Annotated in this window: 24 protein-coding genes; 12 read left to right on the top strand and 12 right to left on the bottom strand. The window is 66.2% G+C overall.

The features are described 5' to 3' along the window. Positions 1-57: 57 nt before the first annotated feature. The 10 genes from AC3WS4_RS21400 to AC3WS4_RS21355 form a co-directional block, all read right to left on the bottom strand. A complete protein-coding gene (locus AC3WS4_RS21400) occupies positions 58-1,395 on the bottom strand; it encodes an MFS transporter (protein WP_286748882.1) in 1,338 nt (445 codons plus the stop codon). A gap of 59 nt (positions 1,396-1,454) precedes the next feature. After that, entirely contained in the window at positions 1,455-2,075 is a 621-nt protein-coding gene (locus AC3WS4_RS21395; RefSeq protein ID WP_286748879.1) for a transmembrane anchor protein, read from the bottom strand. 17 nt (positions 2,076-2,092) lie between these two features. Beyond that, positions 2,093-2,815, bottom strand: a complete 723-nt coding sequence (locus AC3WS4_RS21390) for a HupE/UreJ family protein (RefSeq protein WP_286748877.1) — start codon at positions 2,813-2,815, stop codon at positions 2,093-2,095. A 60-nt stretch (positions 2,816-2,875) separates the two neighbouring features. After that, the gene (locus AC3WS4_RS21385; RefSeq protein ID WP_492738091.1) at positions 2,876-6,082 is read right to left on the bottom strand and encodes an efflux RND transporter permease subunit; all 3,207 of its coding nucleotides are present in this window, start codon (positions 6,080-6,082) and stop codon (positions 2,876-2,878) included. A gap of 28 nt (positions 6,083-6,110) precedes the next feature. Continuing rightward, positions 6,111-7,358, bottom strand: a complete 1,248-nt coding sequence (locus tag AC3WS4_RS21380; protein ID WP_492738039.1) for an efflux RND transporter periplasmic adaptor subunit — start codon at positions 7,356-7,358, stop codon at positions 6,111-6,113. Continuing rightward, positions 7,355-8,638 (bottom strand): TolC family protein, encoded by a 1,284-nt coding sequence (locus tag AC3WS4_RS21375; protein ID WP_492738036.1) that lies wholly within the window; start codon positions 8,636-8,638, stop codon positions 7,355-7,357. The genes AC3WS4_RS21380 and AC3WS4_RS21375 overlap by 4 nt, the downstream gene beginning before the upstream one ends. 62 nt (positions 8,639-8,700) lie before the next feature. Continuing rightward, positions 8,701-9,132 carry a hypothetical protein gene (locus AC3WS4_RS21370; RefSeq protein ID WP_137893468.1) on the bottom strand — a complete coding sequence of 144 codons (432 nt, stop codon included), beginning with the start codon at positions 9,130-9,132 and terminating at the stop codon, positions 8,701-8,703. Between the two features lie 81 nt (positions 9,133-9,213). Next, on the bottom strand, positions 9,214-10,185 hold the full coding sequence (dmeF, locus tag AC3WS4_RS21365) for a CDF family Co(II)/Ni(II) efflux transporter DmeF (RefSeq protein WP_492738030.1): 972 nt from the start codon (positions 10,183-10,185) through the stop codon (positions 9,214-9,216). A 10-nt stretch (positions 10,186-10,195) separates the two neighbouring features. Then, complete coding sequence (locus tag AC3WS4_RS21360; RefSeq protein ID WP_286748868.1) at positions 10,196-10,468, bottom strand: metal/formaldehyde-sensitive transcriptional repressor; 273 nt, start codon at positions 10,466-10,468, stop codon at positions 10,196-10,198. Positions 10,469-10,542: 74 nt separating this feature from the next. Next, a complete protein-coding gene (locus AC3WS4_RS21355; RefSeq protein ID WP_492738089.1) occupies positions 10,543-10,728 on the bottom strand; it encodes a hypothetical protein in 186 nt (61 codons plus the stop codon). Positions 10,729-11,186: 458 nt separating this feature from the next. On the opposite strand from AC3WS4_RS21355, the gene AC3WS4_RS21350 reads away from it, so the two are divergent. Then, complete coding sequence (locus tag AC3WS4_RS21350) at positions 11,187-11,507, top strand: DUF736 domain-containing protein (RefSeq protein ID WP_053555716.1); 321 nt, start codon at positions 11,187-11,189, stop codon at positions 11,505-11,507. Positions 11,508-11,581: 74 nt separating this feature from the next. Here the strand turns inward: AC3WS4_RS21350 and AC3WS4_RS21345 are convergent, their stop codons facing one another. Then, positions 11,582-12,856: a type II toxin-antitoxin system HipA family toxin gene (locus tag AC3WS4_RS21345; protein WP_492738028.1), complete on the bottom strand. Its 1,275-nt coding sequence runs from the start codon at positions 12,854-12,856 to the stop codon at positions 11,582-11,584. Next, positions 12,846-13,196: a helix-turn-helix domain-containing protein gene (locus tag AC3WS4_RS21340; RefSeq protein WP_313911667.1), complete on the bottom strand. Its 351-nt coding sequence runs from the start codon at positions 13,194-13,196 to the stop codon at positions 12,846-12,848. Before AC3WS4_RS21340 ends, AC3WS4_RS21345 begins: the two co-directional genes overlap by 11 nt. A 345-nt stretch (positions 13,197-13,541) precedes the next feature. Here AC3WS4_RS21340 and AC3WS4_RS21335 point away from each other — a divergent pair, with 345 nt between their 5' ends. The 11 genes from AC3WS4_RS21335 (at position 13,542) to AC3WS4_RS21285 (ending at position 20,323) form a co-directional block, all read left to right on the top strand. Then, entirely contained in the window at positions 13,542-13,706 is a 165-nt protein-coding gene (locus AC3WS4_RS21335; protein WP_198040404.1) for a hypothetical protein, read from the top strand. A 123-nt stretch (positions 13,707-13,829) separates the two neighbouring features. Continuing rightward, positions 13,830-14,270 carry a hypothetical protein gene (locus AC3WS4_RS21330; protein WP_444805322.1) on the top strand — a complete coding sequence of 147 codons (441 nt, stop codon included), beginning with the start codon at positions 13,830-13,832 and terminating at the stop codon, positions 14,268-14,270. 321 nt (positions 14,271-14,591) lie between these two features. Then, the gene (locus AC3WS4_RS21325; RefSeq protein WP_286748863.1) at positions 14,592-14,909 is read left to right on the top strand and encodes a DUF736 domain-containing protein; all 318 of its coding nucleotides are present in this window, start codon (positions 14,592-14,594) and stop codon (positions 14,907-14,909) included. A 125-nt stretch (positions 14,910-15,034) separates the two neighbouring features. Beyond that, a complete protein-coding gene (locus AC3WS4_RS21320; RefSeq protein WP_286748862.1) occupies positions 15,035-15,247 on the top strand; it encodes a transcriptional regulator domain-containing protein in 213 nt (70 codons plus the stop codon). Next, on the top strand, positions 15,171-15,833 hold the full coding sequence (locus tag AC3WS4_RS21315; RefSeq protein ID WP_444805321.1) for a DUF2285 domain-containing protein: 663 nt from the start codon (positions 15,171-15,173) through the stop codon (positions 15,831-15,833). Before AC3WS4_RS21320 ends, AC3WS4_RS21315 begins: the two co-directional genes overlap by 77 nt. A gap of 98 nt (positions 15,834-15,931) precedes the next feature. Further along, positions 15,932-16,183, top strand: coding sequence for a helix-turn-helix transcriptional regulator (locus AC3WS4_RS21310; protein WP_053555711.1), 252 nt, complete (start codon positions 15,932-15,934; stop codon positions 16,181-16,183). Beyond that, positions 16,180-16,689 carry a DUF2840 domain-containing protein gene (locus AC3WS4_RS21305; RefSeq protein WP_286748860.1) on the top strand — a complete coding sequence of 170 codons (510 nt, stop codon included), beginning with the start codon at positions 16,180-16,182 and terminating at the stop codon, positions 16,687-16,689. The genes AC3WS4_RS21310 and AC3WS4_RS21305 overlap by 4 nt, the downstream gene beginning before the upstream one ends. Next, the gene (locus tag AC3WS4_RS21300) at positions 16,686-17,255 is read left to right on the top strand and encodes a S26 family signal peptidase (protein ID WP_286748859.1); all 570 of its coding nucleotides are present in this window, start codon (positions 16,686-16,688) and stop codon (positions 17,253-17,255) included. Before AC3WS4_RS21305 ends, AC3WS4_RS21300 begins: the two co-directional genes overlap by 4 nt. Positions 17,256-17,260: 5 nt before the next feature. Then, positions 17,261-17,593 (top strand): DUF736 domain-containing protein, encoded by a 333-nt coding sequence (locus tag AC3WS4_RS21295; protein ID WP_286748858.1) that lies wholly within the window; start codon positions 17,261-17,263, stop codon positions 17,591-17,593. A gap of 3 nt (positions 17,594-17,596) precedes the next feature. Beyond that, positions 17,597-18,346: a lytic transglycosylase domain-containing protein gene (locus tag AC3WS4_RS21290; protein ID WP_286748857.1), complete on the top strand. Its 750-nt coding sequence runs from the start codon at positions 17,597-17,599 to the stop codon at positions 18,344-18,346. 231 nt (positions 18,347-18,577) lie between these two features. Further along, positions 18,578-20,323: a relaxase/mobilization nuclease domain-containing protein gene (locus AC3WS4_RS21285; protein ID WP_444805320.1), complete on the top strand. Its 1,746-nt coding sequence runs from the start codon at positions 18,578-18,580 to the stop codon at positions 20,321-20,323. Positions 20,324-20,347 lie beyond the last annotated feature (24 nt).

The raw sequence follows: 20,347 nt of genomic DNA, 5'->3' as shown, positions 1-20,347 counted from the left end.
CGCCAATTGCTTTCGTGCCTGGCTCTAGGCAGGCAATCCCCGCAGGAATTCCGGGCCTTATTGTCGGCTTGGCCAGTTTGGGTGCAGTTCGTCCACGACAAAGGCATGCGTCGCGGCGCCCTCCGGATGGCCTTCCTCGAGATGCGGGTGAGCGTCCGGAAGGTCGTCATGGCTGTGCGCGATCACCTCGGGGTCTTCGCGGGGCCAGATGCCGATCGCAAGCAGCGTGCCGATAAGCGCGAGCGACGCGCTGGCGCCGAGCGCTGCGTCCATGCCGGCACGCGCACCGACTTGGCCCGCGAGTGGATAGGCGATGAGCCAGCAGACATGGCTGAGCGCGAATTGCGCCGCGAACAGCGCGGGGCGATCGTCGGCCCCCGAGGAACGCCGCAGCAGCCGTCCGCCCGGTGTGATGCTCGCCGCGTAGCTGAGGCCGAGCGCGAACCAGCCGGCGAGGATGATGGGCCAATGGCTGGTCTCGTCGGTGAGCGACCAGGCGATGGCGAGGATCGCGAGCACCATCGTCATGAAGAGCGCCGCCGTAATCATGATGCTGCGGTCGGCGATGCGGTCGAGCAGGCGGGGAAGGAGGAGCGCCGCGATCATCGAGCCGCCGCCGAAAGCGGCGAGGGTGATCGCGACCTCGCTTTGCCCGAGGCCGAGCGCTCCGCGAACGAGCACTGGCGTGTTGACGATGACCATCGCGCTTGCGGCGGCGGCGGCGAGGGTGACGGCAAGAAGGCCGCGCAGGCGCGGCGTCTTCAGATATCGGCGGGTGCCGCGCGTCGTCTTGTCGTAGATGCCGCCGGTCTCCGCCGTGGCTCCGGTGCGCGGCAAGGTCACCGACAGCACGAGCAGCGCCGAAGCCGCAAAACCGGCCGCAGTGCCCGAGAAGAGCCAGTGAAAGTTCATGATGCCGAGCAGCGCCGCGGCGAGTACCGGGCTCGCGAGGCTCTCCATGTCATAGGCGAGGCGCGAGAGCGACAGCGCCTTGGTGTAGTCCTTCTCCTCGGGGAGGACGTCGGGGATCGTCGCCTGGAAGGTCGGCGTGAACCCGGCCGATGCCGACTGGAGAATGAAGATGAGCAGGTAGATCTGCCATACCTGGTCGACGAAAGGGAGGGTGAGGGCGACGAGGCCGCGGATCACGTCCATCGAGACCAGGAAGACCTTGCGCGGCAGCCGGTTCGCATAGGCGCCGACGACCGGCGCAACGCCGATATAGGCGATCATCTTGATCGCCATCGCCGTGCCGAGCACCGCGCCGGCATCGGCGCCCGCGATCTCGTAGGCGAGGAGGCCAAGCGCAACGGTCGCGAGCCCGGTCCCGACGAGCGCGATGATCTGCGCGAGGAAGAGGTGACGATAGGTGCGGTTCGCAAGCACGTCGAGCATGGGGATAGTCCTCGCTGAAGCCTCCGGCCAGTCGCGTCGGCCGGAGGTTCGGTGCCGCGTCAGGCGACGCGGCGGATGTCTGTATAGGCGCCTTTGGTGCGCAGCGTAATCGTCACGGGCGCGCCCGAGCGGTTGCGCCAGAACCAGCCATGCTTGCCGTCGAAGGCCGCGACAAGTTCGCCTTTTTCTCCGGTCGATTGCTTGCCCTTGCCATAGCCATGATAGTCGACGCCCGGCGCGTCGGCGTGGGTGTCGAAATTGACGTGGCCGCCCGCGACCGTCCAGTCGAAGGCGATCTTCGCATCCTTCGCCATCACGGCCTTGACCTCGGCGCCTTCGCCGGGCGCGAGCGTGAGCTTCGTGACGTCGGATCGCTGGTCGGCGCTCGTCGTTGGCGGCGATGCTTCTTTTCTGGCCCCCTCGGCGATGGCGATAGCGGCGGGGACGGCGGCTCCGTTCGCGGCGTCGCGCGCGGCCTCCTCGGCGAGCTGCGCCTTGACTTCGCCCATCTCGGTGAGGCCGAGCTGGCGGCCGATGCCGGTCGGGTCGATCGCATATTCGCTGGGCAGGACGATGGCGACGAGGATCGCGCCGGCCGCGGCGATCGCAAGGCCGGTGGCGCGGAGAAGCTGGCCCGTGGTCGGCAGGTCTTCGAGGCGGGGCTTCTGACTGTTGAACATGAGAGATTTCCTTTGAATCAGCTGAAGGCGAGGCCGACGAGCTGGTAGCCGGTGAGCACGAAGCCCGCGGTCATCAGCATCACATTGACGGCGAAGGCGTGGCGCATGAAGCTGGGGGTGCGGCGCCAGAAGCCCATGAGGATGAGGATCGTGCCGAGCGCGAGCAACTGCCCGATCTCGACCCCGATGTTGAACGCAAGCAGGTTGGGGATGAGGCCCTCGTTCGCGATCTCGAACTCGATGATTTTCGTCGCGAGGCCGAAGCCGTGGAAGAAGCCGAAGATCAAGGTGGCGGCCTTGGTGTCCGGCTGGAAGCCGAGCCAGCGCTGGAAGGCGCCGAGATTGTCGAGCGCCTTGTAGACGACCGACAGGCCGATGATCGCGTCGATGACATAGGCGTTGGCGCTGATACCGGTGAGCACGCCGAACAGCATCGTCGTCGAGTGTCCGATCGCGAACAGCGTCACATAAAGGCCGATGTCCTTCATCCGGTAGAGGAAGAAGATGACGCCGAAAAGGAAGAGCAGATGGTCGTAGCCGGTGACCATATGCTTGGCGCCGAGATAGACGAAGGGCCAGAAGAGGACGCCGCTGCTTTCCTGGATATAGCCCTTGTCGCCCTCGGCGACATTGTGGGCCCAGGCGTCGGCGCCGGCGGCGAGGACAAGAAGAATCAGGCTCAGGGCGAGCAGGAGCCTTCGGGTGGTCGCGCCTGGTGGAGCGATGATGCGCGTGAACATGCGGATGGTCTCCATGAATAGGAAGAGGCCCCGCGCGCGATCGCGCGCGGGGCTTGAGGGTCAGGCAGGTAAGGCTTCGGGGTGCTCCGCCGGCGGCGGCGCATCCTTCTTCGCCATGCGACCGTGGACCATGCGGTAGAGCGCCGGAAGCACGAGCAGGGTCAGGATAGTCGAGGAGACGATCCCGCCGATCACCACCGTCGCCAGAGGCCGCTGCACTTCTGCGCCAGCCCCGACGTTGAACGCCATCGGCACGAAGCCGAGGCTCGCAACGAGCGCGGTCATCAGCACCGGACGCAGGCGGGTAAGCGCGCCTTCGCGGATTGCATCCTCCAGGCTCGCGCCGCCTTCGCGAAGCTGGCGGATGAAGCTCAGCATGACGACGCCGTTGAGTACCGCCACGCCCGAGAGCGCGATGAAGCCGACGCCCGCCGAGATCGACAGCGGCATCCCGCGGATGAGAAGCGCGGCGACGCCCCCGGTGAGCGCCAGCGGCACCCCCGAAAAGACGATCGCGGCGTCCTTGCCCGACCGGAACAGCGCATAGAGCAGGGCGAAGATCATCAGCAGCGCCGCGGGCACCACGATCTGGAGCCGCTTCGCCGCCGAGATCAGCTGCTCGAACGTCCCGCCATAGCTGATCCAGTAGCCCGACGGCACCTCGACTTCGTTCCCGACCTTCGCTTGCAGTTCCTCGATGAAGGAACCGAGGTCGCGGCCGCGAACATTGGCCGTCACCACGACGCGGCGTTTGCCATCCTCGCGGCTGATCTGGTTGGGGCCGATCACGACCTCGACCTTCGCCACATCGGCGAGCGGCACGAAGCCGCGCATCCCGGCGCTGGGTGCCGCGCCCATCGTCACGTCTGCCGACGATCCGATGGCGGGAAGGGGGATGCGCAGGCGGCCGATCTCGTCGACCCGCTCGCGCACATTTTCGGGCAGACGAACGATGATCGGGAAGCGCCGGTCGCCCTCGAAGATCTGCCCGGCCTGAACGCCGCCGATCGACACCGCGACCGTGTCCTGGATGTCGCCGACATTCAGGCCAAAGCGCGCGAGTGCGCCGCGGTCAGGCGTGATCTGCAGCACCGGCAGGCCGGTGACCTGTTCGACGCTGACGTCCTGCGCGCCTTCGATCCCCGCGGCGACCCCTTTGATCTGCTGCCCGACCTCAAGGAGCGTATCGAGATCGTCGCCGAATATCTTGACCGCGACGTCGGCGCGAACCCCGGAGAGAAGTTCGTTGAACCGCATCTGGATCGGCTGGGTGAACTCGTAATTATTCCCCGGAATCTTCGCGACCGCCGCCTGCATCTCTCGAACGAGCTCGGCCTTGGGCTTTCGAGGATCGGGCCAGTCCTTCCGGTCCTTCATGATGATGAAGGTGTCGGCGACCGAGGGCGGCATCGGATCGGTCGCGACTTCCGCCGTCCCGATTTTCGCTACCACCTTGTCGACCTCCGGAAACTGCTTGATCCGCGCTTCGAGGGCGGTCTGCATGCTGACTGCCTGGCTGAGGCTGGTTCCCGGGATGCGAAGCGCGTGGAGCGCGATATCACCCTCGTCGAGATTGGGTACGAATTCCGATCCCATGCGGCTCGCCGCAATGCCCGAGATGAGCACGAGCCCTACGGCTGTCGCGACGAAGGTTGCACGAAGTTTCATCGCCTTATCGAGCGCGGGGGCATAAATGCGCCGCGCCCAGCCCATCAGCCGGCTTTCCTTCTCCTCGACCTTGCCGGTGACGAACAGTGCGACCGCTGCGGGTACGAAGGTGAGCGAAAGGATCAGCGCCGCGGTCAACGCCATCACGACGGTGATCGCCATCGGGTGGAACATCTTGCCCTCAACGCCGGTGAGCGCAAAGATCGGCACATAGACAAGCGCGATGATCAGCATACCGAACAGCGACGGACGGATGACTTCCGACGTCGCCGAGGCTGCGAGCTTGAAGCGTTCGTTCCGGTCGAGCAGGCGTCCGAGCTGGTGCTGCGCTTCGCCGAAGCGCCTGAGGCAATTCTCGACGATGATGACGGCGCCATCGACGATCAGGCCGAAGTCGAGCGCGCCGAGGCTCATCAGATTGCCCGATATGCCGCCGCGCACCATGCCGGTGATCGTCATCAACATGGTGATCGGGATGACCGCCGCGGTGATCAACGCTGCTCTTACGTTGCCGAGGAGCAGGAAGAGGATGACAATGACAAGCAACGCGCCTTCAAGAAGATTCTTCTCGACGGTCCAGATCGCCCGTTCGACGAGATCGGTGCGGTCGTAGATCGCCACGGCCTTGACGCCGGCAGGTAGGGCCTTGGCGGCTTGTTCGAGCCGTTCGGCTGCTGCCCGTGCGACGATACGGCTGTTCTCTCCCGCGAGCATGAAGACGGTGCCGAGCACGACCTCCTTGCCATTCTCGGTCGCGGCGCCCGTGCGGAGCTCCTCGCCGAGGCTGATGTCGGCGACGTCGGCGACGCGGATCGGGATCCCGCTCCGGTTGCTGACGATGACCGTGCCGAGCTCGTCGGTGCCTGCCGCCTGACCTGGGGTGCGGACGAGATATTGCTCGCCATAACGCTCGACATAGCCCGCCCCGCGATTGTCGTTGTTGCGCTCCAGGGCGCGAACGACGTCGTCGAGGGTAAGACCATAGGCCGAGAGCCGCGCCGGGATCGGGGTCACATGATATTGGCGTTCATAGCCGCCGATACTGTTGACCTCGGTCACGCCCGGCGTGCTGCGAAGCTGCGGCCGGATGACCCAGTCTTGCAGCGTGCGCAGATCTTCGGGCGTATAGGCGCTGCCGTCGGGTTTCTTCGCCCCCGGATCGGCCTCGAGCGTATACATGAAGATCTCGCCGAGCCCGGTCGCGATCGGCCCCATCTCGGGCGCGACGCCCGGCGGAAGCTGTTCGCGCGCCGATTGCAGCCGCTCGTTAATCAGCTGGCGCGCGAAATAGATGCTCGTGCCATCTTCGAAGACCGCCGTGACCTGACTGAGGCCGTAACGAGACACCGATCTTGTGTATTGCAGCCCAGGCAGGCCGGCGATCGCCGTCTCGACGGGGAAGGTAACGCGCTGCTCGGCTTCGAGCGGCGAGAATCCGGGGGCCTCGCTGTTGATCTGGACCTGGACGTTGGTGATGTCGGGAGTGGCGTCGATTGGCAGCCGCTGGAAGCTCCAGACGCCGATGGCGCAAAGGAGCAGGACGGCCGAGAGGACGGCCCAGCGGAAGCGGATCGCACCGGCGATGAGCCGTTCCAGCAAATGGGCTCGTTCGGGTGGACGGGTTGTATCAGTGGTCATGGCTGGCCCCCGATTTCTCGATGTCGGCGCGGATCAGGAAGGCGCCGTCGGTGACATAGACCTCGCCGGGCGCGAGCCCGCCGAGTATTTCGGTCCATTCGGGCGTGCGGCGTCCGATTTCGAGCATCCGCACCTCATAGGTGTTGCCGACCTTGGCAAAGACGACCTCGAAGTCGCGGAAGCGCTGGATCGCCTTGGTCCGCACCGCGATCGGCGCATTGGTCTCAGCGACAGCGAAGCTGCCCTCGACCCCCATACCCGGCCGGAACTCACGTGCGGCGGCCGGAGGCAGATGGACATGCGCGAGCATCGTCTGGCTCGCGACGTCTGCGGTCGGCAGCACCGCCTCGACCTCGGCCTGGAAGCGCGCTTCGCCAGACAGGCTCCTGAGGCTTACCGGCTGTCCGACACGCACGCGCTCGGCATCGCGCGGATAGACGAAGAATTCCGCATGAAGCTTGGTCGGATCGGCGATGACGAACAGCGCCCGGTCGCCGGTCGTATCGCCGACATTGACATTCTTCTCGACGATCGTGCCGCTGATCGGGGCGGTCACCGTATAGACCTGGAGCGAATGGCTCGACTCCACCCGAGCGAGCACCTGGCCGCGCCGGACCTGCTGTCCGAGCTTGCCGTTAAGCGAAACGATCAGCCCCGGAAGCCGGGCGCGAACGTCGGCTTTGCCCTCGGGCGTGATCTCGATCCGCCCGCCCATGTCGATGAGGTCGCTAACGGTCGCGGGACCGGCAGCGTCGGTCTTGATTCCGCCAGCCTTCGCGGCCGCGGCGTCGATGACCGTGCGGCCTTCATAGGATTGGTAGGACCATTTATGATTGCGGCCGCCTTCCGACGCGGCAACGCGGACGTCGAAGCTGTGCGGTTCGGTGACGATGCCGCTGCCGCGCAGGAAATCTTCTTGCGGAGCGAAGCTGAAGCGGTCGATCTTGCCGCCGAGGCGGCCGAGTTCGATCGTCAGCTTGACCTCGGACGGCTTGACCGGCTTGTCACCCCGGTAAGCATAGGCGCGGAACTCGGGATCGACGCCATCTTCGAAAATGGTGATTTCCAGCGCGAAATCGCCGTCGCGCAGCATCCGGCCGCGGTGCGGGCCGCGTTCATATTCGCCGGCGGGCGCCGCCGCCTCTTCGCCGCCCTTCGTTTCGGTGGCGCCATTTCCGCATGCGGTGAGCAGGGTGAGGGCGATGACCGCCGCCGCCCCGGACAAATATTTGGTCATCGAACATTCTCCATATTGGCGAGCAGCGGGGCGTGGCGGCCGGTCAACCGGTCAAGCCGCACCCCCAGAAGGTGAAAGCGCCGCAGCAGGTCGACGCGGCGCGAGCGCGCGTCATTGACCGCGGCCTGAGCTTGCGAGAATTCGAGGAAGGTGAAGGCGGTGCCGCCGCGCGCGAGGCCGTCCTGGATCAGCCGGACCGCGCGGCTGGCACTTGGCAGCACCTCGGCATCGATCCGTTTGATCTCGGCCGCGATGAGGCCGCGGTCGGCGACGAGCCTGTCGATCTCGCGATCGACCTCGACGCGCGCCACGGCGATATCCGCCTCGATCGCGCGCTGCTCGGCTTGCGCCCGAACGACATTGCCTCGGTTGGCGCTCTTGGCCCCCAGCGGGATCGAGCCTCCGACCATCACGGCAAAGTCGTTGCCTTGGCCGAAGTGGCGAAGCCCGACGCGGCCGCTCGGATCGGCGATATTGCCGGTCTCGGCGAGCCTGACCTTCGCTTCAGCCGCCGCGCGTTCCGCTGTGAGCATCGCGACCTCGGCGGACTCTCCGGCCGTCGGCACGGTGACATCGAGCGCCTGGAATATCGCCGGATCGAGCTTGAAGTCGCTGCTCCCACCCCACCATGTGGCAAGATTCGTCCGCGCGATGCGCGCGGCTTCGCGCGCCTGTTCGAGTGCGATCTCGGCCTGCGCGACGTTGGTCCGCGCGCGCTCGGCTGCGAACCAGGGATCGAGCGCGCCGGTGACGCGCTTTACGACGTCGAGTTCGACACGCTGGAGGTCGGCGAGCCGCATCTCGGCGACGGGGATCGCCGCTTCGGCGGCAAGGGCATCGACCCACGCTGCCTGAACCCGCGCGAGGCGATCGAGCAGGCGGACGCGGTTCTGTGCGCCGACCACGGCGACATCGGCGCGCGCGGCGCCGATGCGCGCCTCGCGCTTGCCGCCGCGCTCCCAGGTTCGCTCATACCAGCCGGTGGTCTGTGACCGGTTCAGCGGCGAATAGGGACCGGTGCCCGCGAAATCCTCGAAGTCTGCGCCAACGACATCGCGCGGTCGGACGTCGGCCTGCAAGATGGCGGCGTCCGCGGCTTCGAGACGCGCGGCGCTGGCGGCGATGGCGGGATCGCGTGTCGCGACCCGTGACAACGCCTCGTCGAGACTTAGATTTTGCGCCCATGTGGGCTGCGCCGCGGCAGCCAGCAGGACACCTCCGCAGAGTATGGCTCTGCGGACGGCACGCGCGCCGGTGCGCGCTCGAGATTTTGAAAACATGTGATGGCAGCCTCGCTGAAAGGCGTGGAAACATCCCACGCCTTGTCAGACGGCGCGGGAACTCAGGCGTTCAGCGAGGCGGTTCTGGGCGGGCGTTCGGGTCCGATGGATCGCAGGCCGGCAACATGCCGGTCCTTTTCTGCCACCTGCAAACGGGAAGACGATAGAATCGTCGGGGCCGTTGCCGCATCGGGAACGAGCAGATTCGGACCATTATCGCCATGATGATGATGGCCGCCCGAGGCCGGGTCGCCCGGTTCTTCGTCGCCATCGGGCGCACCGTCATGATGAACGGCATGGTGATCGACACTGTCATGAATGACATCGACGGAGACGTCGGCGGCGTCCTTATGATCGTGCGCCATCATGAAGGACGGCGCATGCTGAAGTTGATTCGCTGCCTTGGCAGGGATCGTGGCCGCATAGAGCGCCATGAGCAAAGCGCAGAGTGACAGGATAAGACGGTCCGGCAGAGAGGAACGCGGCTTCGGCATGCGCCCGCGTGTAACTGCGCGCCTCAGCGTTGACAAGCGAAGCGCCAGGGATCGCTTCCTTCGACTGTCCTGCAGACGACCTCATGCGCTGTGCCGGGGTTGATGCACCCCGATCGTGAGATGGGCGATCCCGCTGATATGGATCAGTTCGCGCCGAAGATCGGCTGAATCGATCGCCCCCTCGACTTCGACAATCGCCGCATTGGCCTCCGGCCCCACACGCCACACATGAAGGTCCGTGAGACGAACGTCTCCGAATTTTCCGACCCGGTCGCGGATCGCCTTATCCATTCGCTCATTGGTTCGATCGAGCAGAACGGCGGCCGTGTCGCGCATCAAGGACCAGGACCAGCGAGCGATCACGACCGCGCCGACGATCCCCATCGCAGGGTCCATCCAATGGAGGCCAAGATACCGCCCTGCGAGAAGGGCCGCGATCGCGAGAACCGACGTCAGTGCGTCGGCAAGGACATGCATATAGGCCGAGCGCAGATTATTGTCGTGGCCGTGACCATGATCGTGACCGGCGTGATGATGATCGTCCGCAGGGTGCGCATGTTCGTGATGATGATGGTGGTGATGATGGTGATCGGAACCTCCCATCAGCAGTAGCGCGCTCACGATGTTGACCAGGAGGCCCAGTACCGCAACCAGCGCGGCATTGCCGAAATCGACGCGCACCGGGTCGATCAATCGGGTGACGGATTCGCTCGCGATACCGAGCGCGAAAATGCCGAGAATCAGCGCCGATGCGAAGCCGGTCAGGTCGCCGACCTTTCCGGTGCCGAAACTGAATTTGGGATTATTGCGGTGCTTTTTGGCATAGCTATAGGCGGCCGCCGCAAGGCCGAGAGCACCGGCATGGGTCGCCATGTGGAAGCCATCGGCGAGAAGGGCCATCGAGCCGGTGACGTAACCGGCAATGATTTCGGCGATCATCATCACGGCCGTAAGGCCGACTACCCAGAGCGTTCGCTGGGCGTTTCGATCGTGAGCTGCGCCCAAAAAGACGTGATCATGTGCCGGATATTCGGCGTTTGTCGAAGCAGTCATGCGGTCTCGCCTATTTGGAATATCGACGGATGACGGCAAGCAGGTCGTCTGCGCCAGCCGCGCGCTCCTCGTGGGAAAGCCCATCCGCAGCAACGTGCGCGGTGAGGTGCTGGGCGATGATTTCGTCCAGCAGCCCATTCACCGCGCCGCGAACAGCGGCGACGCGATGAAGAACCGTCGCGCATGGCGCGTCGGATACCAGCGCCTTCTCGACAGAGGTCACTTGTCCGGCAATGCGCCTGACCCTCGCGACAAGCTCGCTATTATCTTTCAGATGGCCCATAGCATAGAGGGGTAGGGTATAATTGCGCCGAGGGCAAGATGTCAGTTTCGACGGGCTGAGACAAAGACCCGAGCCTAGCCGGATGTGGTATCGTTCGAGGCCCGGCTCCGGATTGGGCCTTGTCGCCGCTGGAAATATACACGCTCCGCCGCCATGTCGGCGATCGCATCGAAGCCCGCTTCGCGCCAAGCCCGTCGGTGGGGAGGCTCGGCCTGCTCGTTCATGCACCACCATTGCGGGTCGGCCGCAGCGCGCGGCAACAAGCCGCGGACGATGCTCTCGATCTGGGCAAAGCTCAGTTCGACACCCGGGGCGTCGTTGCGGACTTTCCACCTTCGCAAAAAGGTCCCAAGCGCATCATATTTGCCGATGGCGGCATCCCCAATCCCGGCAACAATGAGTCAGGACAAGCTCTGACCCCTTAAACGCGCCTGCCGCTTTCAAGGCGCTACCGACCTTGCAGTGGATCGTCGTGGCGGAAAGACAGGTGGCGCGCGGTGCCACAAGTGCCCTTGTCCAATAGCCGATGAATGACGGCGGCAGCAAGCCTCCCCGGTCGATCGTCCACCCCCCTAGGGCGCTTTTCTATGGGCCTCGGATCGCCTCCGGCCGTCAACCCCGTTCGGGGTTCCCCGTCACGATGTTCCGGTGACGGCGGCTCCCGGCCCCTCGTGCAAGCGCCATCGGGATGGTCCCGATCAATCCAGGAGACTTTATCATGGCCACCATCGCAAATCTCACCGTCAAGGCGGACGGCAGTTTCGAAGGCACGCTCGCCACCCTCAACGTCACCGCGCCGATCGCGATCGTCCCGAATGGTCGCAAAGCCAAGGACAGCGAGCCCGATTACCGCATCGTCAGCCGCAAGAACGGCTTCGAGCTCGGTGCCGGCTGGAAACGCTTCTCGCAGAACACCGGCGCCGAATATGTGTCGGTATCGCTTTCGGCACCCGAGTTCGGCACCATCTACGGCAATATCGCCAATGCGCCGGGCGACGATCCGATGAAGAAGGTCATCATCTGGAACCCGCCGTCGTGACAGCCCGTGCCGGTCCCGCTTTCGAGCGGGGCCGGTCGGCTTTGCGCCAATGCTCTTGTGCGCAGGGATCGCAGTCAGTTCGGGGCGGCTGCAAAACCCTCGAAGGCGAACGGGTTGAGGAACTGCCGCCGCCAAAGAAACGCGCGCTCGGCGCCGCCGAGCGCCGCTTCGTCGCACACGGCGTCCCAATGGGCCTCGATCGCGGCCTGCTGACCCGCGATGATGGCGCGCGCGCGCGCATCGTCGAGGTGAAAGACGGGCGCGGCCTCGAGACACAGCGACAATTGGCTGAACCGCCGGTTGCCGAGGATGAGCATCGCCTGCGTCGCCTCGCCGCCGGTTCGGCCTTGCGGGCAGATGTCATAGGCGGGCGTAAGCTCCAGCGTCCCGCCGTCCCAGAAGGCGGCATGGTTGCGCGCATGATCGTCGGTGTTTCCGCACAGGATGTTGAATATGATGCGCGCATAAAGTTCGGCGAGCGTCGCGGCGGGATCGACGAACCGGTGACGTATCACGGTCGCGAGATCCTCATAGCTCGCATAACGCGCTTCGGTCTCGTCGAGGGCAAGGAGAGTGAGCGCCGACACCACGCCGCGCCGGGTCCAATCGTCCTCCTTGGGCGCGCGGTCGAAGCGCTCGACGAGCAACACATCCTTGCCGAGCGCGCGCGCAAGCTTGACCGGCGCGACATCGAGGCCCGCGCGCGCTGCGAGGCGCATCGCGACATATTCGGCTTTCACGACATTATAGATGTCGGCTGCGGCCGAAAATTTGGCGATATATTTTCGCGCGCCATCGTCGATCAGCGCTTTGGGACGCGCGCCGCCAAGCGATGTGCCATGTTGCAGCGCCTGGTCGAGCTCGGGCGTGAGCGGCACGCCTTGCTCGACACGCTCGGCCGACTCCATCAATTCGGCGAGCGTCGCATTCTGCCGCTGGCGCGGTACATATTCGGTAGCCGACGCCTGGAAATCGAGCATGCCGATGCGGTCGGAGCCGGATTCGAGAAGATAGGTCAACTCGTCCAGCTCGGTTGGAGCCAGATCACCCACTTCGCCTCCGCCGATCCGGTTGATGATGACGCGGCGGCCCCACGCGTCGGGCGATCCGTCGCGTATCGCGCTCGGCAACTGCATCTTGCTGGCCGCCTCGATCAGGCCGGCGCGCAGCGGCAATTCGGGTTCGTAGATTGCGATGGCATCCGCGCGGGCCAGATAGCTTTGGCCATAGTTGAAGGTGAGCCGGCTATCGCTCGCGCGCGCGAGCCTGCCCGCGACGACCGGCTCGGTTGCACCGGGCAACCATATCCAGACGAAGGCTTCGCCGGCCGGCGCGACGTCAGAAGTCATCCTTCACCTCGGATCGCGGCTTGTGAACGGCCTTGGGAAGCAGGCGCAACTTCGTTTCCTGCTCGGCGAGATGTCCGGCGAGACGGTCCCGGTCGCTGTCGAACAGCGCGACCCCGACGATCGCGGCCGCCTCGAAGACGAGGCCGATGGCGCAGCGCGGGTCGCCCTGCTCGATACGGCGCATCATGTCGCGCGACACGCCGCTGCGCGTCGCGAGGTCTTCGACGCTCAGCCGCCGTTCGATCCGCCGGGCGCGAATGAGCCCGCCAAGCAGGCGCACAGCCTCGCGGGTGTAGCGCGAATAGCTGCGCGGAATCCTTTTTATCGTTTCATCGGCCATCGCCCATCCTTTCGGCATCCTTTGGCCGTGATCACCGCAAAAGTCAAGATAATGGCTTACACATAAGCCTTAATTATATTTATGACGTTTGTATAAGTCATATTGCCGGAAATTCCGCATGGGTTCTCAGATGCGGCACGGCGCTGCCCGAGGGAGCGGGCCATTCCCGCTCGAATGCCGCTGATCCCTGGGTGCGAGGCCAGGCCTCCTTCAATCAACCCATAAAGGGTCTGCTACGCTCCGCGTGCGGCCGCAGCTTCGCTCGCGGTGATTGCGGCCTGTCCCCGACCGGCGGGGCGACTGTCGAGCGGGAATGGCCCGCTCCCAACGACAGGAGCTTGACCCATGCCGCTTTCCACTGCCCAATCGCTCGGCTGGAACCTTGCCCGCACGATGATGACCGTCATCGTCCTCATCGAAACCGTCAAAGGCTATTCGGTGATGCCGCTCGACGAGTTCGACGGCGATCCCGACATGATCGTGTGCGAATATGATCCCTTTGGCCGCTGATCGCATCCACCTCGGTCCGGGGCAGCGCCGCTCGCGGCTCTGTCCTGGCCCGATCGCTGTGGAGACAGACGGACATATCACGCCGTCGAGGTCGTGGTCGGCGCGCCCGACGGGGCGACGCCCATGACGCTGATGATCATCCTCGGCGGTATCGCCGCACTCTATCTGATCGGGCTGCTGTTCCGGCTGGCGTCCTTGGCCTTGCCCGTCTGCCTCGGCCTTTGCGCCTTCCTCGTCCTTCGCGATCAAGGCAATGGATGGGCCGCTGCACTGGCGATGGGACTGCTTACCGGAATCGGGGTCCATCTGGCAGGGCGGTGGCTGTTTGCTCGAACGACCTCGGCAAGTATCCGGCTCCTGATCGGATTGCTTTTCATGGCTCCGGCAGGCGCTGCGGGCCTGGGAGCGGGAATGGCGCTGGCGGATCTTCTCGGTATCGACGGCGGTTGGCGAACTTGTCTCGCGATTCTTGTCGGGGTCGCGGCGGCCTGCGCGAGTTGGCGGTCGCTGACGACAGACCGGTCGTCGATCAGCGGGCTGCGAGACGCTCCGACCGTTCGATAGCGCGGCGCCCGGACCCGCCAGCATCTTTTCGTCGCGGGCGATACGGCCATACCGCGCTTCCCGGTCACTGGCCACGCCAGCACGGCCTCTCGGAATGCGCCATCTGTCAGCAAGCCGCTGCGCTGGTCCGGAACGCCGCAACGGCCTGACCGACTTTCTTCCCCCGGCGTGCCGCCGTTCCTCGCGAGACAAGAAAGACGGCCCGTGTCCGTCCTCCGCTGCGCTGCGGGCCTGACGGCTGCGGCACCGGCCCCTTGCTGACCACCGATGCGCATCGAGGCCGCGCTGGTGCGGCCCGAGCCCAAGGAAAGGACAAGCATCATGGCCAGGATCGGCACATTCAAGAAGGTTTCCGGCGAATATCGGGGACAGATCGTCACTCTCTCGGTGCAGGCGAAATCGGTTCGCATCGTTCCGGAAGACAATCCGAGCGGCAACGCCCCCAGCCACCGCGTCTTCATCGGCGAGGCCGAAGTCGGCGCCGCCTGGGAAAAGAAGACGCAGGACAAGCGCCCCTATCTGTCGGTCAAGCTCGACGATCCGACGTTTGCCGCCCCCATCTTCGCCCAGCTTTTCGCCGGCGAAGGCGAGGAACATGATCTGGTCTGGAGCCGCCAGGCCCGCCGCGGCGGCGATTGAGCTCCCTTATCCCGCCCGGCAGCAGCCGGGCGGGATACCCATATCTGGGGATCGGCCTTCCGCGATGTGGGAATAGGCCCATCCCATCCGATCGCGATGCTGCCGTCATCCCAATGGAGGTGACGGTGGCAGACACGGCCGGATTGAAGGTGACGCAGCGGGCGCCGCTCGATTTTCCGGGTTTCGCGCAGGAGTTTCTGCGCCGCAACCCTGTTTATGTCCGCGACTATGACTGCGTTATGACCGGCGGGCGCCGCGGCGATGTCGCCGCGGGGGAGGCGATGGCCCGGCGCTGGGGTCTTTGCTTTCCCATGCCCGCCGACCCGCTCGGCGCGTGAAAGTCCTGCGTTCTGGTCGGCGGCGATCTGCGGTTACACGAACATCCTCGACGTGGCGCCGCCGGGATGCCCGGCGGCTGACGCCTTTTCGGTTCCGCCGCCCCATCTTGTCGCCGCCGATCGCCGCCTTGAAGATGGACGGCACTTCGTCTTCGCCGACGACCGGGCATGGCACCGCCTGTGGCTTCGCAGCGACGGTCCCGGCGTCCCGCTTGCGAACCTGATCCTGCGCGATTCGCTGGTCGGCCTGCGCCGTGAGGCGGCTGCGCGGTTCGATCGATGGCTCGGCGATGCGCCCGGCCCGCCGTCTGCCGGCTTCTTGCCGACCGCCTATCAGGCGCGCCGCCTCGGCACGATGCTCGCCATTCTCGATCTCCTGCACGGACCGGGCGGCGCCGGCGTCACCTCTCACGATGTTGCGCGCCTCATCATCTACCCCCGCCTGTCGGTCGGCCGCGGCGCCGAATGGAAGTCCTCGTCCGAACGAAGGCGAACGCAGCGGTTGATCGAGGAAGCACGCGGTCTGATGCAGGGCGGGTATCGGGCGCTGCTCGCCGGCCCTGCGGGGCGACAAAAATTGCCCTGAATTTTAGCCGCTCCGGCTCTCGCTCCTCTTCGCGCCACCACGCTCCACGACCCGCCGCACCGGCTTTTTTCGGCCCGGCGGCTGGAAGGAGCACGCGAATGAATCCCCCCTTGCCCGCCCTTGGCCCGCGCTATCTCAGAACGCCCGATGCCGCCCTGCATCTCGGACTTTCGGCCCGCACCCTCGAGAAGCATCGCTGCTACGGGACCGGGCCCGCCTATCGCAAGCTTGGCGGACGCGTCGTCTATGGGATCGAGGATCTCGACGCCTGGGCCGAGATCGGCCGGCGCTCTTCGACCTCCGATCCGGGCAAGGGAACCGTCCATCCCGCGCGGCCGGTGCGCCGATGATGCCGCCCGATCGCATCGCGGCGGCGAGCACGGCAGCGGCGCAGCCGCCGCTGACCGAGGTCGAACTGACCTGGATCGAAGGCCGCACCGAGCAATGGATCCGCTTTGGCCGCGTCGCCGCCGAGCGGATCGTCAGCCGCCGCAAGCGCGTCGTCATGTTTCGTCCGGGAGCGACCTTCGCCTGTATGCGCTGGTCCTCGAACGACTTCGGCACCATCCACTCGAGCATCCAGATCGTCACCGCGGTCGCTGTCGGCGAGCCTCATACGGCGCTGCCGTTCGTCCGGCCGGGCGGCGAAATTCTGCTCCACATCGAGAGCTGGCCGAAGGTGTCGCGGGTGCTCGAAGCGGTCGATGCGGTCGAGGCCGCCGGGGTCGATCCGTGCGACGCATCGCCCGATCACTGGCGTCATGTCGCCGACCGTCTCGCCGCCGGGATGCCCTTTCGTCCCTATAGCGCCGCGCGCCATGCGGCATGGCTACGCCGCCGGGCGATCGAATCATGAACCGCCGCTACCTCCATATTGCCGCTGCCGCCGTGACATTGCTCGGTCTTTCGGCCTCGTTCGCGCCAACGCCGCGCCTGCTATGGAATGCGAGCCAAAGCGCGCCGGTCGGTCTGTATCGCATCGATCCCGGCGCCGCGCCCGTGGTCGGCGATTGGGTCGCGATCTCGCCGCCGGCTGATCTCGCCGCCTACATGGCGCGGCGCAATTACCTGCCTCGCGGCGTGCCGCTTCTCAAGCGCGTTGCCGCACTCCCCGGCGCGCGCGTCTGTCGCTCGGGCGTCTTCGTGACCGTCGACGGCCAGGCTTTTGCCCGCGCGCGGGCGCGCGACCGGGCCGGCCGGCCGCTGCCGGTCTGGCTCGGCTGCCGCATCGTCCGGCCCCGCGAAATCTTCCTGATCAATGCGGCGCCGGACAGCCTCGACGGGCGGTACTTCGGGCCGCTTCCGACCATCGGCCTGCTCGGAACGGCGCACCCGATCCTGACCCGCGACGCCCCGTGCGCGCCGCTGCGCTGGCGCCCGTCGGGACGCGATCCTGTTTTTCCCCGCAGCGAAAAGGAGTGATATCGATGCTCATCGGAACTTTCGAAAAGTGCGGCGACGGCTATGCTGGCCGTCTGCGCACCCTCACCTGCGATGCCGCGATCACCATCGTTCGGGCGCAGCCGTCGGCGGCTGAAAATGCCCCCGAATGGCGGCTGCTCCTCGGCGACGCTGCAAGTGGAATCGAAATCGGCGCCGGTTGGAACCGCACCGGCGAGCGCGCCGGTGCGTTCATCGCGGTACAGATCGACGACCCCGCCTTCGCGGTTCCGCTCCGCGCGAACCTGCTCCGCGCGTCGCAGAAGGATGGCGAACATCATCTGCTCTGGTCGCGCCAGTCGGCGCGCGAGCGGAGCTAGACCATGGCATACGGGCCGCGATCGTCCTGCACCGCCATTGCGCTCGCGCTGCGCTGCGCGGCAATCGGCTGCGCACTCGGCGCGTCGTTCGGCGGCGCATCCGCTGCCGTCGCCGCGCCGGCGGTGCATGCCGATGTCCATCCCTATGCGGCATCGGTCGCCGAGGCGTCGCAGCGTTTCGGTATCCCCGAACGCTGGATCTGGCGCGTCATGCATGCCGAAAGCCGGGGCAACGCGCGCGCCGTCTCGCACGCTGGCGCGATGGGGCTCATGCAGATCATGCCCGCGACCTGGGCGATGTTGTCAGCGCGCCACGGACTTGGCGCCGACCCGTTCGATGTGCGCTCGAACATCCTTGCAGGTGCCGCCTATTTGCGCGCCATGTGGGATCGCTACCGCGATGTGTCGCTGATGCTCGCCGCCTATAATGCGGGACCGGGCCGCGCCGACGCCTTCGCGTCCGGACGGCGCGGACTGCCTGCCGAAACGCGCGCCTATGTCGCGCGGATCGCGCCCGAGCTTGGCGCTTCCGGCATTGCTTCGCGCGCCGCCGCGCCGCCTTCGGTCGCGCCGGGCTGGCAGCGATCGACACTCTTTGCCGCGCGGGGCGACAACGCCTCCATCGTCGAAGATCGCGCGCGGGCCGTCCCGGACTCGAGCAGTCTGCCGGAGAGTCCGACGGCCGCTGCGCCAGCCACCGGTGCCGGGCGGCACCAGCTCTTCGTCCCGCTTTCCGGTCAGGACCGTCGATGAAGACCTTCCTCGCTCCGCCGCGTTCGTCCGCGCCTTGTCGGGTAAAGCCGGCAAGGAAGGGCGGGATTGGCCGGGATGGAAGGGAAGTATGGCGAGATAAAAGGGCTGCCAGCCACTTGGTCGATGAGGGGCGCAAATCAGCGGAAAATTCATATGGCTCGCAATTGCCTGGCCATATGATGTCGGACATTCCGAAGAAAATTCAGTGCCTTATGATATGGCAGGCCCGTCGTGAGCGGTGACGACGGTGAGTTTAAGATCCGGCCGGGAAGGGGGCGGGACCGCGGGGCCGGGGTGTCGCGCCGGGGGCGGAGCCTTGCCGGGCAGGTGCGCCGCTCCATGGCGCGCAAGGGTTTCGCGCGCCGTCCGCCGGGGTCCGGCGGCGGCACCGGGCATCATGGCCGCGGCCGCCGCGCGCTCGCGCGGGCACGCTTTCGTGCCGACGGCCGCCGCGTCGTCATCAAGGCGCGGATCGTGCGCCACAAGGGCCAGCGCTTCCGCTCGGCGCCGCTCGCGCGTCATATCCAATATCTCGAACGCGACGGCGTCACCCGCGACGGCCGCGACGCATCGATGTTCGACGCGGAGGGGGACGCAGCCGACCGCGCCGGCTTCGCATCGCGCTGCGAGGACGATCGTCATCATTTCCGTTTCATCGTCAGTCCGGAAGATGCCGGGGAGATCGACGACCTCAGGCGCTTCACCCGCGACCTCATGGCCGACATGGCAAAGGATCTCGAGACGCGGCTCGACTGGATCGCGGTCGATCATTGGAACACCGACAATCCGCACATCCATATCCTCGTCCGCGGCGTCGCGGACGACGGCAAAGATCTCGTCGTCGACCGCGGCTATATGAGCGAAGGGCTGCGCTGGCGCGCCGAGGACATCGCCACGCTCGAGCTCGGGCCGCGCAGCGCGCGCGACATCGCCGATGCGCTTGCGCGCGAGGTCGACGCCGAGCGCTGGACGGGCCTCGACCGGACGCTCGAGCGGATAGCCGCCGAGGGGGCAGGCGAGATCGATCTCCGGCCGGACGGTCAGGCCGATGGGCATCTTCATCGGCAGCTGCTTGGCCGGGCGGCGAAGCTCGAGGCGCTCGGTCTTGCCGAGCAGATCGAGTCCGGCATCTGGGTCATGCGCGGCGATGCCGAAGCCGTGCTGCGTGACCTCTCGGTTCGCGGCGACATCATCAAGACCATGCACCGCGCCTTGACCCGCGATGGCGGCCGCTTCGACCCGTCGGTGCTTGCTCTCCACTGCGATGTGCCGACCGATCCGGTCATCGGCCGCCTCGTCGATCGCGGGCTTCACGACGAACTCGCCGGCAGCGCCTATGCGATTATCGACGGCGCCGACGGGCGCACGCACCATCTGCGGTTCGGTGACATGGAGATGACCGGCGACGCGCGGCCCGGCGCCATTGTCGAGCTTCGATCCTGGGCCGACGCGAAGGGGCAGATGCGGCAGTCGCTCGTGACGCGATCGGACCTGCCGCTGGGTGCGCAAGTGACCGCGCCCGGTGCGACCTGGCTCGACCGTCAACTCGTCGCCCGCGAGCCGGCGGCGAGCCATCAAGGCTTCGGACGCGAAATTCGCGATGCGATGGATGCGCGGTCGCGCCACCTCGCCGAGCAGGGACTGGCGAGCCGCCAGGGTCAGCGCGTCATTCTCGCGCAGGGTCTCATCGAGACCTTGAACGCGCGCGACCTCGACGCGGCGTTCCGCTCGATCGCCGAGCGCACCGGCCTCGCGCACAGGCCCTCGGGAGCCGATGACCATGTAAGCGGCATCTACCGCGAACGCGTCACTTTGTCTTCGGGCCGTTTCGCGATGATCGACGACGGGCTCGGTTTCCAGCTCGTTCCCTGGCGCCCGGCGCTCGACAAGCATCTTGGCCAGCATGTCACCGGGACGATGACGCCCGGCGGCACCGTCGACTGGGCGCTCGGGCGCGGCAGGGGCATCGGGCTGTGAGGCCGGGCATCCATCATGGGAGGC

The organism is Sphingopyxis sp. EU05-FHT14B03, from assembly GCF_058790875.1.
This window is presented reverse-complemented; position numbering and strand designations above follow the sequence as displayed.

Excerpts from the sequence above, each read along its gene's own strand:
- AC3WS4_RS21400 (WP_286748882.1), bottom strand. The coding sequence starts at position 1,395 with ATGCTCGACGTGCTTGCGAACCGCACCTATCGTCACCTCTTCCTCGCG.
- AC3WS4_RS21395 (WP_286748879.1), bottom strand. The coding sequence starts at position 2,075 with ATGTTCAACAGTCAGAAGCCCCGCCTCGAAGACCTGCCGACCACGGGC.
- AC3WS4_RS21390 (WP_286748877.1), bottom strand. The coding sequence starts at position 2,815 with ATGTTCACGCGCATCATCGCTCCACCAGGCGCGACCACCCGAAGGCTC.
- AC3WS4_RS21380 (WP_492738039.1), bottom strand. The coding sequence starts at position 7,358 with ATGACCAAATATTTGTCCGGGGCGGCGGCGGTCATCGCCCTCACCCTG.
- AC3WS4_RS21375 (WP_492738036.1), bottom strand. The coding sequence starts at position 8,638 with ATGTTTTCAAAATCTCGAGCGCGCACCGGCGCGCGTGCCGTCCGCAGA.
- AC3WS4_RS21370 (WP_137893468.1), bottom strand. The coding sequence starts at position 9,132 with ATGCCGAAGCCGCGTTCCTCTCTGCCGGACCGTCTTATCCTGTCACTC.
- dmeF (WP_492738030.1), bottom strand. The coding sequence starts at position 10,185 with ATGACTGCTTCGACAAACGCCGAATATCCGGCACATGATCACGTCTTT.
- AC3WS4_RS21360 (WP_286748868.1), bottom strand. The coding sequence starts at position 10,468 with ATGGGCCATCTGAAAGATAATAGCGAGCTTGTCGCGAGGGTCAGGCGC.
- AC3WS4_RS21350 (WP_053555716.1), top strand. The coding sequence starts at position 11,187 with ATGGCCACCATCGCAAATCTCACCGTCAAGGCGGACGGCAGTTTCGAA.
- AC3WS4_RS21345 (WP_492738028.1), bottom strand. The coding sequence starts at position 12,856 with ATGACTTCTGACGTCGCGCCGGCCGGCGAAGCCTTCGTCTGGATATGG.
- AC3WS4_RS21340 (WP_313911667.1), bottom strand. The coding sequence starts at position 13,196 with ATGGCCGATGAAACGATAAAAAGGATTCCGCGCAGCTATTCGCGCTAC.
- AC3WS4_RS21335 (WP_198040404.1), top strand. The coding sequence starts at position 13,542 with ATGCCGCTTTCCACTGCCCAATCGCTCGGCTGGAACCTTGCCCGCACG.
- AC3WS4_RS21330 (WP_444805322.1), top strand. The coding sequence starts at position 13,830 with ATGACGCTGATGATCATCCTCGGCGGTATCGCCGCACTCTATCTGATC.
- AC3WS4_RS21325 (WP_286748863.1), top strand. The coding sequence starts at position 14,592 with ATGGCCAGGATCGGCACATTCAAGAAGGTTTCCGGCGAATATCGGGGA.
- AC3WS4_RS21315 (WP_444805321.1), top strand. The coding sequence starts at position 15,171 with ATGTCGCCGCGGGGGAGGCGATGGCCCGGCGCTGGGGTCTTTGCTTTC.
- AC3WS4_RS21310 (WP_053555711.1), top strand. The coding sequence starts at position 15,932 with ATGAATCCCCCCTTGCCCGCCCTTGGCCCGCGCTATCTCAGAACGCCC.
- AC3WS4_RS21305 (WP_286748860.1), top strand. The coding sequence starts at position 16,180 with ATGATGCCGCCCGATCGCATCGCGGCGGCGAGCACGGCAGCGGCGCAG.
- AC3WS4_RS21300 (WP_286748859.1), top strand. The coding sequence starts at position 16,686 with ATGAACCGCCGCTACCTCCATATTGCCGCTGCCGCCGTGACATTGCTC.
- AC3WS4_RS21295 (WP_286748858.1), top strand. The coding sequence starts at position 17,261 with ATGCTCATCGGAACTTTCGAAAAGTGCGGCGACGGCTATGCTGGCCGT.
- AC3WS4_RS21290 (WP_286748857.1), top strand. The coding sequence starts at position 17,597 with ATGGCATACGGGCCGCGATCGTCCTGCACCGCCATTGCGCTCGCGCTG.